Source organism: Micromonospora sp. NPDC049374 (assembly GCF_040677165.1).
Classification (GTDB): Bacteria; Actinomycetota; Actinomycetes; order Mycobacteriales; family Micromonosporaceae; genus Micromonospora.
Genome location: NZ_JBFAQH010000015.1, coordinates 70,573 through 82,687, shown reverse-complemented (window position 1 = coordinate 82,687; position 12,115 = coordinate 70,573). Strand labels below are relative to the sequence as shown.

The following is a 12,115-nucleotide window of genomic DNA, read 5'->3' as shown; positions in this document are numbered from 1 at the left end:
GCTTGCCCTGGGTTGCGCGGTCCCGCTCGAAGTTGCGGCGGGCACGGTCGGGGTTGCGGGTCGGCGCGAGACGGTGGTCGGCGTGAGAGGGTGCGTCGCGCGGTGCGATCTCGGTGCCGTTGCCTTGGCTGGGTGGGCTGGGTGGGCGGGTCGTGTTCGGTCAGCGGGAAGTGCGGCGGAGGCGGCGTTCGGCGCGCCACCAGCGGGCGAGCAGGATGGCGCTGGCGATGAAGCCCAGCGAAGCCGGGGCGGCGGCGAACCAGTTGATCTCGTTGGGGCTGGTCACGGCTGCACCGACCGCCGCATAGCCGAACGCGGTCGGCGCGGAGGCGATCACGCTGCCGACGAGGAACGGCAGCACCCGCGCGCCGGTGGTGCCGTAGCCGTAGCTGACCAGACCGAAACCGGAGATGGGCAGCAGCCGTACGGTGACCACGCCGAGGACGCTCTGCCGGGTGAACCAGCGGTCGAGGCGGGCCAGCCGGCCCCGGACGCGTTCGGCGACGAAATCCCGGCCCAGCACCCGACCCACGGTGAAGCCGATCGCCGCCGCCAGCAGTGCGGCGCCGAGCGCGTACGCGGCACCTTCCAGGGCACCGAAGATCGCCCCCGCGGCGAGCGTGATGAACGTGCGGGGGACCAGCGCCACCAGCAGCAGCGCCCCGCCGAGCACACCGGCCACCGGAGCGAGCCGCCCCATCCGGTCGGCCAGGTCCGGCAGCGCCGTCGGCTCCGGGTGCGGCACCAGCAGCAGCGTCGCCCCGAAGACGGCGAGCAGGAGCAGCAGCAGCGCGAACCGGGTGGCCGACGGCGTCGCAGCGACAAGCAGGCGGCGCCACCAGACCGGCGGAGGGTCGACCGGTGGGGTGGCGGGCTGCGGAGGGGCGGCTCCGGGGTCGCCCGACCGGCTCGCCCGCAGTAGTCGTCTCCGCAGCTTGCGGATCATGCCCGGGCGGTGGCCACCGCGGTCCGGCGTTCGGCCCGCAGCCGGTCGGCCCAGGTGTCGTCGAGCGGGGGCAGGTGCTGCGCGCCGGTCGCCCAGCGCAGCAGCAGGTCGGCCAGGGCCGGGTTGCGGGCCAGCGCCGGGCCGTGCGAGTACGTGCCGAGCAGTTTGCCCCGCCAGGCCCCCTCGGTGGCACCGTCGTTGCCGACCCCGGCGGTGACCCGGGCCAACGGGGAGACCCCGGGACCGAGGTGGGTGCGGCCGCCGTGGTTCTCGAACCCGGTCAGCGGCGGTAGGCCGAGGCGGGCGTCGATGTCGCCGGCCAACTCGCCGACGGCCCGGCTGGGGCCCCGGTCCGAGGAGAGGTCGAGCAGTTCCAGGCCCGGGTACTGGGCGCCCTTGGCGAAGAACGAGGTGCCCAGCAGTTGGTAGCCGGCGCAGACCCCGAAGACCACGGAGCCCTGAGCCACCGCCCGGTGCAGGCCACCGTCGGCGAGCAGTCGTTGCGCGCCGAGCGCCTGCGGGCCGTCCTCGCCGCCGCCGATGAGGTAGATGTCGGCTGTGGTGGGCAGCCGCTGGTCGGAGCGGACCTCCAACACCTCGACCGGGAACCCGCGCTGCTGGGCCCGGCGGGCCAGGATCAGGGCATTGCCCCGGTCGCCGTAGGTCGACAGCAGGTCCGGGTAGATCCAGACGATGCGCAGGGTCTCAGTTGACACGGTCCAACTCCGCTCGGATGTCCTGGAACGCGGTGTAGTTCGCGATGACCTCCAGCCGACCCGGCGGTACCGCCCGGACGGCCTCGTCGAAGGTGCGTACGTACTGGAAGGGCACGTCGTTGACCTCCAGCCGCACGGCCAGGTCGTACGCCCGGTCGCCGGTGATGAGCACCAGGCGTCCACGCAGCGGGGCGAAGTCGACGTCGAAGAGCCAGGAGGTGTCCAGCCCGTCGGGGTCCCGGGCGTTGATGGACAGCAGCGTCGGCGCCTCGTCCGCCATGTCGAACGCCTCCAGCCAACTGGCCGGGTTCTTGGCCAGCAGCAGTCGCACGGTGCGACCCTCCCGGACGACCTGGGCGTAGCGCCCGGCCACCGAGGTCACGTCGCCGAGGCGGGGGACCGCGTCGAAGGGGCGTACGCCGAATTCGGCCGCGACCGCGAGTGCGGTGGCCGCGTTGCCGACGTTGACCTTGCCGGGGAGTTGCAGCTTGACCTTGTACCAGGCGCCGGTCGGGTCGACGACGCCCTCGTCGTCCACGGTCCACTGCGGCTCCGGCCGGCGTAGCGGGCAGCCGGTGCACCACCACTGCTCGCCGGAGCGCTGGATGGTGGAGCCGCACTCCGGGCAGACCCAGGAGTCGTCGTGCCAACGCTGCCCGGCGGAGAACCAGGTGACGTGCGGCGGGGTGATCCGCTGGTCGTGGGTGGCCGGCGGGGTGGCGGCCCAGACCACCATCGGGTCGTCGGCGTTGGCGATGACGCGGATGTCCGGGTGCCGGGCCAGCGACGCGCGCCAGAGCTGCGCCATCATGGCGACCTCCTTGGCCCGGTCCAACTGGTCACGGGAGAGGTTGAGCAGCGCCACCACGTGTGGGTCGGTCGCCTCGATCACCTGGGCGAGGTAGTGCTCGTCGACCTCCAGCACCGCGTACGGCGTGCTGCCGGCCTTGGCCAGGGCGGAGGTGTGTCCGGTGGGCATGTTGGCGCCGAACGAGTTGGTGGCGACCCGGCCGAGCACCCCGACGGCCGCGGCCGCGAGCCGGGTGGTGGTGGTCTTGCCGTTGGTGCCGGAGATCAGCGCGATGGCCCGGCCGGCGGAGAGGTGAGCGAGCAACTCCGGGTCGATCTTCAGGCCGAGCCAACCACCGATCACCGACCCGTCGCCCCGGCCCGCCGCCCGGGACAACGCCGCGGCGGTCCGTGACACGGAGCTGGCCACCTTCGCCCGCAGGGGCATCTTCGCGTCCGTCACGCGAGCGAGGTTACCGGACCAGCGGACCCGCGAGATCGCCACCGACGGCGATCCGTTCGGGTCGGCTCTGCCGGCGCACGGTCGGATGACGCTCGGCCGGACGGAGTCGATCTATGTCGGAAAGCGGACCCGCCCCGCGGGGCCGTCCGGCCCTCCACTCCGCTCCACCCCGGCTGACGTGCGGTTTTGTGGCGAGACGCGGCGCGCCACGCGGTCGAATCTGGTTGCGAGTGGAGGGAAGTGGAGTAGAGTGGGGCGCATTGGTGGGGCCGGGAGGGGCCCACCGGCCCGGGGGGTCAGCGGCGCGCGAACGCCGCTCAAAGGGCGAGGGGGTTGGGCCGATGTTCCTCGGCACCCACACTCCGCGCCTGGACGACAAAGGCCGGTTGATCCTTCCGGCGAAGTTCCGGGATGAGCTGGCGGGGGGTGTCGTGATCACCAAAGGGCAGGAGCGCTGCCTCTACGTCTTCCCGACGCCGGAGTTCCAGCGGATCGCGGAGCAGTTGCGTGCGCAGCCGATGACACACAAGGCGGCCCGGGCCTACAGCCGTGTGTTCTTCGCCAGCGCGCACGACGAGGTGCCGGACAAGCAGGGTCGGGTGACCATCCCGGCGCACCTGCGTACATATGCGGGGCTCGACCGGGACCTGGTGGTCATCGGTGCGAGCACCCGGGTGGAGATCTGGGACAAGGTCGCCTGGGAGACCTACCTCGCCGAGAGCGAAGACGACTTCGCCGACATCGAGGAAGGGGTGCTGCCCGGCGGTCTGTAGGGCGTGGCGACGCCCGACGTACTGCGAGATCTCCAGCCGCTTTCGAGTTCCTGGCATCCCTTCCCCGGTGCCAGGCGCACGATCCGACCCTCCGGGCCTGCGGCCCGACGGGCGGGCGGAGAGCGGATGGGGATCTGGCGGTACGACGGCACGGCGTCGTCCGACGAACAGGGCGCGAACACACAACCGGTTCAACCAGTGGGGGTCGACATGGGGGAGCTACGCGGCACGCACGTGCCGGTGCTGCTCGAGCGATGTCTCGAGCTGCTGGCCCCCGCACTGGGCCGGGGTGGGCGCACCGTGCACGTCGACGCGACGTTGGGTCTGGCTGGCCACGCCGAGGCGGTGCTGCAGGCCCATCCGGAGACGGTGCTGGTGGGCCTGGACCGGGACACCGAGGCGCTGGCCCACGCCAGGGTCCGGCTGGCCCGGTTCGCCGACCGGGTCCATCTGGAGCACGCCGTCTACGACGAACTGCCCGAGGTGCTCGACCGGCTGGGATACCCGTCCGTGGACGGGGTCCTGTTCGATCTCGGTGTCTCCTCGTTGCAGCTCGACGCGCCCGACCGCGGGTTCGCGTACGCACAGGATGCGCCGTTGGACATGCGGATGGACCAGACCCGGGGGGTGACCGCCGAGGAGGTGGTCAACACCTACCCGCACCCGGACCTGGCACGGGTGCTGCGGGTCTACGGCGAGGAGAAGTTCGCCGGGCGGATCGCCTCGGCGATCATCCGGGAGCGGGAACGCGGCCGGATCACCTCGTCGGCGCGGCTGGCCGAGCTGGTCCGGGAGTCGATTCCGGCACCAGCCCGACGAACCGGGGGACACCCGGCAAAGAGAACGTTTCAGGCTTTACGGATCGAGGTAAACAGAGAACTGGCAGCGCTGGAGACAGCGTTGCCGGCCGCTCTGGACCGGCTCGCCGTCGGCGGTCGCCTGGTGGTCCTGTCCTACCACTCGTTGGAGGACAGGCTCACCAAGCAGGCGCTCGCCGATCGGGTCCGCAGCACGGGCCCGATCGACCTCCCGGTCGAACTGCCCGGGTCAGAGCCGACGTTCCGGCTGCTCAGCCGGGGCGCGGAACTGCCCGGGGAGGTGGAGGTCACCGCGAATCCGCGGGCCGCTTCGGTGCGCCTGCGGGCCGCGGAGCGGATCGACCCGCAGGCACGGCAACGGGGGCGTACCGACCGCGAACGGTACCGCCGCCGGGTAAAGGCGATGCACCAACCGGGGACGGGGTCAACCACGGAATCCGGTCCGGATCCGCGGCGGGCGCCGGGGGACACCACGGACGAAGAGGGGGAGGGGACATGAACGTAGACAAGCGTCGGGACATCGCCGGCGTCGGGCAGCGCGCACCGCGGTCGGGGGGCCGGATCGCGGCGGAGCGGACCCGGGGGACGGGCGACGGTGCCCGGCGGACGGACCGGGTGAACCGGTCGGCGGAGACTCGCGCCCGGGGGGCGCGCGAGTTCCCGACTCAGGGCAGCGCGGCGCTGCGTCCGGTGGAGCGGGCCGCCGTCGCGGCCGAACGGTCGGAGTCGCCGCGGCTGCGGGTCGCCCCGCCGCCGCCGGTGCGGGTGCCGCGGGCGCCGTTCGCGGCGCTGGTGGTGGTGCTGGTCGTCGGCGGGGTGCTGGGCATCCTGGCGGTCAACACGAAGATCAACGAGAACGCCTTCCGGTTGGACGAGTTGCAGCAGCAGCAGGCCAAGCTCGACGTGGAGCAGCAGCAGCTGAAGAAGCAGATCGCCGAGTCCGAGTCGCCGGGCAACCTCGCCGCCCAGGCCCGCAAGCTGGGGCTGGTCGAGTCGGGTGAGCCGGCGTACATCCGGCTGCCGGACGGCAAGGTGATCGGGGTGCCGCAGCCGGCCGGTGGGCAGCTCTCCATCACCAGCCAGCAGGGCGCGGAGGGGTAGGCCGTGCCACCGAGATCGGATGAACCGCGCCGGGACGCCGAAGGCTCCCGGCGCGGTTCGTCGCGTGGCGGCGGGCAGCGGGGGAGGCCGCCCCGCGCGGCGGCGGAGCGGGACGCGGAGGCGGGCCTCGGCGGAATCTCCGACGCCCGCGCCTACACCCCCCGGGGCCGCTCCATCCGGGAGGGCGGCGCGCCGTCCGGCACCGGACGCGCGGAGCAGCGGCGTACGCCGCGCAGCAACCGGTCGCAGGATCCGTTCCGGCCGGCGCTACAGGTCCTCGACGGTGGCCGCGTCACCGCCGGCCGGGCGGCCGGCCGGCCGGGCGGCGCGGCCCGCCGGGACGGTGGCGCGGCACGCGCCACGGTGACCCGTACCGTCACCGACCGCACCCCGCGCGACGAGCCTCCGCTCACCGCCCCCCGACGGCGGGTGGCCAGCCGGGAGCCGCATCGCGGGGACCGCACGCCGCCGCGCCGGCCGTCGCGCAAGCGTCCCCGGCCGCCCCGGCTGGCCGACCCGGGGCGTCGGCTGCGGCTGGGTACCGCGTTGACCCTGGCCCTCTTCGTCGCCGTCGGCGTGCGGCTGGTCGTGCTCCAGACCGTCGACACCCCGGCGTACGCCGACGGCGGGCTCGCCGACCGCATCACGACCGTGCCGCTGCCCGCGCCGCGGGGCGCCATCTTCGACCGCTCGGGCGAGGCCGCCCTGGCGCACAGCGTCGAGGCCCGGTACGTCTACGCCGATCCGACCCGGGTCGTCGACATCGCGGCGACCGCGCGGGCGCTCAGCCCGTTGCTGGGTATCCCCGCCTCCGAACTGGCCGGGAAGATGAAACCCCGCAAGCGGATCAACGGCGTCGACTCGCAGTTCGAGTACCTGGCCCGAGGGGTGGACATCGACCGCGCCAAGGAGATCATGGCGCTCAAGCTGCCCGGCATCGCCACTCACCGCGACGAGCGGCGCGAGGTGCCCGGCGGGGATCTGGCCGCCAACCTGATCGGCTTCACCAGCCCGGACATGGTCGGGCTGGAGGGCCTGGAGGCGCGCTTCGACGACGTGCTGCACGGCGAGGACGGCCAACGGGTCTTCGAGGCCGGTCTCGGCGACCTGGCCGCACCCATCCCGGGGGGCTACAGCCGCACCACGAAGGCCAAGCCGGGCAGTTCGGTGGTGCTCACAATCGACCGTGACCTGCAGTTCATGGTGCAGCGCATCCTCAGCGAGCAGATGCAGCAGGTGCAGGGCAGCACCGGTGCCGCCGTGGTGCTGGACGCGCGTACCGGTGAGGTGCTGGCCCAGGCCAGCCACCCCACCTACAACGCGGCGAAGCCCTTCCCGAGTGAGCCGACCGACCGGGAGGACGCGGCCACCAGCTTCATCGTCGACCCGGGCTCGGTGCACAAGCCGATCACGTTCGGGGCCGCCCTGCAGGAAGGGGTGATCACCCCGGACACCTCGTTCCCGGTGGCCAACGCCATCCGCAAGGGCGACACCTGGTTCCGCGACACCCATCAGGCGAACGGGCGGCGGATGAACGTCGCCGGCATGATGGCGTACTCGTCGAACGTCGGCACCATCCAGATAGCTGACAAGCTCGGCGCGGAACGCCTGCTCGACTACCAGCGGCGGTTCGGCCTGGGTAAGGCGACCGAGGTCGGGATGCCCGGTGAGGCGAGCGGGCGGCTGCTGCCGGTGGAGGAGTGGAGCGGGTCGTCGCATGGGTCGGTGCCGATCGGGCACAGCGTGGACGCCACCCCGTTGCAGATGGCCGCCGCCTACGCCGCGATCGCCAACGACGGCACATACATCCAACCGCACCTGCTGAAGGAGACGATCGCGCCGAACGGGAAACGGACCCCCGCACCGGCGCCGGAGACCCGGCAGGTGCTCAGTCCGGACAACGCCGCCGCCCTGCGTACGATCATGGAGGCGGTCACCACGGTCGAGGACGCCACCGGGCTGGCCGCCGCGGTCCCCGGTTACCGGGTCGCCGGCAAGACCGGCACGGGCTGGCGGCTTGTCGACGGCAAGAAGCAACCCGGTGAGGTCGCCTCGTTCATCGGGATGGCCCCCGCGGAGGACCCGCGCTACGTCATCGCGGTCTTCGTGCACAGCCCGAGCGGCGGCGGCGGCCAGATCTCGGCACCGGCCTTCCAGGACATGATGACCTTCACCCTGCGTCATCACCGGGTACCGCCGTCGACCGAACCGGCACCGACGTTCACCGTCTTCCCGTAGCCACCACCTGCGGTTCGACTTCATCAGACGGAGATTCAGGCGCGCCGTGCGGCCCGGACCGAGCGACCGGGTAGGGTCTGACGCCGTGCGCGGCAATCCTCGTCCCCGTTCCGTGACCGGGATCCGGCTCGGTGACCTGGCCGCCCGGCTCGCCGTGGCGTCCCCGACCAGTGCCGACCCGATGGTGACCGGGGTGACCCACGCCAGCGGCGAGGTCCGCCCCGGCGATCTGTACGCGGCCCTGCCCGGTGCCCGACGGCACGGCGCGGAGTTCGCCGCCGACGCGGCGAGCGCCGGTGCGGTCGCGATGCTTACCGATCCGGCAGGTGCCGAGCGGGCCGCCGACAGCGGGTTGCCGGCCCTGGTGGTGGCTGACCCCCGCGCGGTGCTCGGCACGCTCGCCTCGGCCGTCTACGGCGATCCCACGGCGGGGCTGACCGTGATCGGCGTGACCGGCACCGCCGGCAAGACCTCCACCGCGTACCTGATCGAGTCGGGGCTGCGGGCCGCCGGCCACACCACCGGCCTGATCGGCACCGTGGAGACCCGCCTCGGCGATCTGGTGATCGACAGCGTGCGAACCACGCCCGAGGCCACCGACCTGCACGCCATGCTCGCCGCGGCCGGCGAGCGTGGGGTGACCGCGGTGGTCATGGAGGTCTCCAGCCACGCCCTGGCGATGGGCCGGGTCGGCGGGGTGCGGTTCACCGTCGGTGGCTGGACCAACTTCGGCTCCGACCACCTGGACTTCCACGCCGACGCCGAGGACTACTTCGCCGCCAAGGCCCGGCTGTTCGACGGCCGGTGCGCGGTCGAGGTGCTCAACCACGACGACCCCGCGCTGAAGGCGTTGTTCAAGCCCGGCACGGTCAGCTTCTCCGCCGTCGGGGACCCGGCCGCCACCTGGTGGGCCGACGAGCAGACCGGCGAGGGGTACGCGCAGCGGTTCACCGCGCACGGCCCGGACGGGCTGACCCTGCCCGCCCGGGTGGCGCTGCCCGGCCGGCACAACGTGTCCAACGCCCTGCTGGCCATCGCCAGCCTGGTGGCCGCCGGGGTCGACCCGGCGACCGCCGCCGAGGGAGTCGCCGCCTGCGGCGGCGTACCCGGGCGGCTGGAGTCGGTGGGGGTGGCCGGCGGGGTCCGCGGGGTGGTCGACTACGCGCACAAGACCGACGCCGTGGTGGCCGCGTTGGCCGCGCTGCGGGAACTCAGCACCGGCCGGCTGATCTGCGTCATCGGGGCCGGTGGTGACCGGGACCGGGCGAAGCGGCCGGCGATGGGTGCCGCCGCCGCGGCCGGTGCCGACGTGGTGGTGGTGACCGACGACAACCCCCGCACCGAGGATCCGGCGGCGATCCGTGCCGAGGTCCTTGCCGGTGCGTACCGGGCCAACGCATCGGCCCAGGTCATCGAGGTCGGTGGCCGCCGGGCGGCGATCGACGAGGCGGTGCGGCTGGCGACGTCGGGTGACGTGGTGGCCCTGCTCGGCAAGGGGCACGAGCGGGGCCAGGAGATCGCCGGCGAGGTGTACCCGTTCGACGACCGAACCGAGCTTGCCGACGCGCTGCGGGGCCGCTTCGGGGATCTGGAGGGCCAGTGATCACGCTCAGCCTGGCGGAGGTGGCCTCGGCGGTCGACGGTCGGCTGGTCGCCGCCGATCCCGCCGCGCAGATCACCGGCAGCGTGGAGTTCGACTCCCGCAAGGTCACCCCCGGTGGGCTGTTCGTCGCCTTCGACGGGGAGAAGGTGGACGGCCACGACTTCGCCGCCGCGGCGGTGGCGTCCGGCGCGGTGGCGGTCCTGGGTACCCGCGAGGTGCCCGGGGTGCCGATGATCGTTGTCGCCGACCCGTTGGCGGCGATGGGCCGGCTGGCCCGTGCGGTGGTGGACCGGCTGCCCGGGCTCACCGTGATCGGGCTGACCGGCTCCTCCGGCAAGACCACCACCAAGGACCTGATCGCCCAGCTGACCACGCGGCTCGGGGAGACGGTGGCACCGCCCGGATCGTTCAACAACGAGCTGGGGCACCCCTACACGGCGTTGCAGGCCAGCCCGACCACCCGCTATCTGGTGATGGAGAAGGGCGCCCGGGGCATCGGCCACGTGCGGTACCTCTGCGAGGTCGCGCCGCCGCGCATCTCCGTGGTGCTCAACGTCGGGGTGTCGCACATCGGCGAGTTCGGGTCGCAGGAGAACATCGCTCTGGCCAAGGGCGAGCTGGTCGAGGCGCTGCCGGCCGACGGTCTGGCGGTGTTGAATGCCGACGACCCGCTTGTCGACGCCATGGCCGCCCGGACGGTGGCGCGGGTGATCCGCTACGGCGAGTCGGCGCACGCCGACGTGCGGGCCGTGGACGTGACGTTGGACGAGCGGGGGCGGCCCGCGTACACCCTGGTCACGCCGGAGGGCAGTGCGCCGGTGCGACTCGGGCTCACCGGCCGGCACCAGGTCTGGAACAGCCTGGCCGCCGCGGCCGTGGCGCGGGAACTGGGGATGCCGCTGGCCGAACTGGCCACCGCGCTGGGCGCGCTGGGGCTGGTTTCCACCCGTCGGATGGACGTCTTCGAGCGCACCGACGCGGTCACGGTCATCGACGACTCGTACAACGCCAACCCGGCGTCGATGGCGGTGGCGCTGCGGGCGCTGGGCGGCATCGGCGCGGGACGGCGTACCGTCGCGGTGCTCGGCTACATGGCCGAGCTGGGCGAGTTCGAGGCGCAGGGACATGCCGAGGTGGGCCGGCTCGCGGCCGAGCTGGGTGTGGACCGGTTGCTCGTGGTCGGCGAGGCGGCGGCGCCGATCCATCACGGGGCGACATCGGTAGGTGACTGGGGAGGAGAGTCGGTGCTGCTCACCGATCAGGCGGCGGCCGTCGAGGTGCTGCGCAGCGAGCTACGGCCGGGCGACGTCGTCCTGGTGAAGGGCTCCCGGTACCGGACGTGGGAGGTGGCCGACGCGCTGCGCGTCGAGGCCGCCGGGGACGGTACGGGTACGTCGGCGTCGGCCGGGGGTGGCACCGCGTGAGGGCGGTCATCGTGGCCATCGGGGTGGCCTTCCTGGTCTCGCTGTTCTGCACCCCGATCGCGATCCGGGTCTTCACCCGGCTCAAGGCCGGACAACCCATCCGGGCCGAGGGCCCGCAGATGCACCAGGGCAAGAAGGGCACGCCGACGATGGGCGGCGTGGTGTTCATCCTGGCCACCGTCATCGCGTACGTGGCCGGTCACCTCGCCCTGACCACGCTGCCCGACGCGCAGATCGCCCAGGTCGAGCCGACCATCACGGCGCTGGTACTGCTGGGGCTGATGGTCTTCGCCGGTGCGGTCGGCTTCATCGACGACTTCCTGAAGGTGCGCAAGCGGCACAGCGGTGGCCTGAGCGCGCGTGGCAAGCTGCTCGGGCAGATCCTGGTCGGCGCGGTGTTCGGGGTGGTCGCGCTCTGGTTCCCGTCCACCATGACCGACGCCACCGGCGCGGTGACGAACACCGAGACGGTCGGCAGCACCACGCTCAGCTTCATCCGGGACATCCCGGCGCTGGACGTCACCAAGGTCGGCGCGGTGATCATCTTCATCTTCGTGGTGATGGCGGCGACCAACGGTGTCAACCTCACCGACGGCCTCGACGGGCTGGCCACCGGCGCCTCGGTGATGGTGCTCGGCGCGTACGCGGTGATCGCGTTCTGGCAGTACCGCCACTGGTGCGCCGACCCGGCGTACACCGCGAATCCGGACAACTACTGCTACACCGTCCGCGACCCCCTGGAGATCGCGCTGATCGCCGGGGCGGCGGCCGGGGCCTGCGTCGGCTTCCTGTGGTGGAACACCTCGCCGGCCCGGATCTTCATGGGCGACACCGGAGCACTCGGCCTCGGTGGCCTGATCGCCGGCATGGCGATGTCGACCCGTACGATCCTGCTCCTGCTGATCATCGGTGGCCTGTTCGTGATCATCACGATGTCGGTGGTGATCCAGATCATCTCCTTCAAGACCACCGGCAAGCGCGTCTTCCGGATGTCCCCCCTCCAGCACCACTTCGAACTGGCCGGCTGGAGCGAGGTCAACATCGTGGTCCGCTTCTGGATCATCGCCGGCATCGGCGTGGCCATCGCCCTCGGCCTCTTCTACAGCGACTTCCTGGCCAACATGGGCTGACCCACCCCCTTCGGGCCGCCCCTCCGGACGGCGCGGCCACGTTGATCATGAAGTTGTTGTCGCTCTGTCCGGCGTGGCGCGGCAACAACTTCATGATCAACAGGGTGGGGGCAA

General features: G+C 72.6%; 10 protein-coding genes. 7 read left to right on the top strand and 3 right to left on the bottom strand.

Annotated features, from left to right (window positions below; all coding sequences use genetic code 11):
- Window positions 1-160 precede the first annotated feature (160 nt).
- Genes AB0J93_RS23375 through AB0J93_RS23365 form a run of 3 tightly spaced genes read right to left on the bottom strand, consistent with a single transcriptional unit; the run spans window position 161 to window position 2,899 of the window.
- Entirely contained in the window at window positions 161-946 is a 786-nt protein-coding gene (locus tag AB0J93_RS23375; RefSeq protein WP_363924447.1) for a VTT domain-containing protein, read from the bottom strand.
- Window positions 943-1,662 (bottom strand): glutamine amidotransferase, encoded by a 720-nt coding sequence (locus tag AB0J93_RS23370; RefSeq protein ID WP_363924446.1) that lies wholly within the window; start codon window positions 1,660-1,662, stop codon window positions 943-945. Before AB0J93_RS23370 ends, AB0J93_RS23375 begins: the two co-directional genes overlap by 4 nt.
- The gene (locus tag AB0J93_RS23365; protein ID WP_363924556.1) at window positions 1,652-2,899 is read right to left on the bottom strand and encodes a MurT ligase domain-containing protein; all 1,248 of its coding nucleotides are present in this window, start codon (window positions 2,897-2,899) and stop codon (window positions 1,652-1,654) included. Before AB0J93_RS23365 ends, AB0J93_RS23370 begins: the two co-directional genes overlap by 11 nt.
- Window positions 2,900-3,255: 356 nt before the next feature.
- Between AB0J93_RS23365 and mraZ the strand changes: the two genes are divergently transcribed.
- The 7 genes from mraZ to mraY all read left to right on the top strand — a co-directional run bounded on the left by mraZ (window position 3,256) and on the right by mraY (window position 12,001).
- Entirely contained in the window at window positions 3,256-3,687 is a 432-nt protein-coding gene (gene mraZ, locus AB0J93_RS23360; RefSeq protein WP_137781340.1) for a division/cell wall cluster transcriptional repressor MraZ, read from the top strand.
- A gap of 210 nt (window positions 3,688-3,897) precedes the next feature.
- Complete coding sequence (rsmH, locus tag AB0J93_RS23355; protein WP_093401553.1) at window positions 3,898-5,004, top strand: 16S rRNA (cytosine(1402)-N(4))-methyltransferase RsmH; 1,107 nt, start codon at window positions 3,898-3,900, stop codon at window positions 5,002-5,004.
- On the top strand, window positions 5,001-5,606 hold the full coding sequence (locus AB0J93_RS23350; RefSeq protein ID WP_363924445.1) for a septum formation initiator family protein: 606 nt from the start codon (window positions 5,001-5,003) through the stop codon (window positions 5,604-5,606). The genes rsmH and AB0J93_RS23350 overlap by 4 nt, the downstream gene beginning before the upstream one ends.
- 3 nt (window positions 5,607-5,609) lie before the next feature.
- Entirely contained in the window at window positions 5,610-7,844 is a 2,235-nt protein-coding gene (locus tag AB0J93_RS23345) for a penicillin-binding protein 2 (protein ID WP_363924444.1), read from the top strand.
- A gap of 46 nt (window positions 7,845-7,890) precedes the next feature.
- Window positions 7,891-9,447, top strand: coding sequence for a UDP-N-acetylmuramoyl-L-alanyl-D-glutamate--2,6-diaminopimelate ligase (locus tag AB0J93_RS23340; RefSeq protein WP_363924443.1), 1,557 nt, complete (start codon window positions 7,891-7,893; stop codon window positions 9,445-9,447).
- Window positions 9,444-10,871 carry a UDP-N-acetylmuramoyl-tripeptide--D-alanyl-D-alanine ligase gene (murF, locus tag AB0J93_RS23335; RefSeq protein WP_363924442.1) on the top strand — a complete coding sequence of 476 codons (1,428 nt, stop codon included), beginning with the start codon at window positions 9,444-9,446 and terminating at the stop codon, window positions 10,869-10,871. The genes AB0J93_RS23340 and murF overlap by 4 nt, the downstream gene beginning before the upstream one ends.
- A complete protein-coding gene (gene mraY, locus AB0J93_RS23330; protein WP_363924441.1) occupies window positions 10,868-12,001 on the top strand; it encodes a phospho-N-acetylmuramoyl-pentapeptide-transferase in 1,134 nt (377 codons plus the stop codon). The genes murF and mraY overlap by 4 nt, the downstream gene beginning before the upstream one ends.
- Window positions 12,002-12,115: the final 114 nt, after the last annotated feature.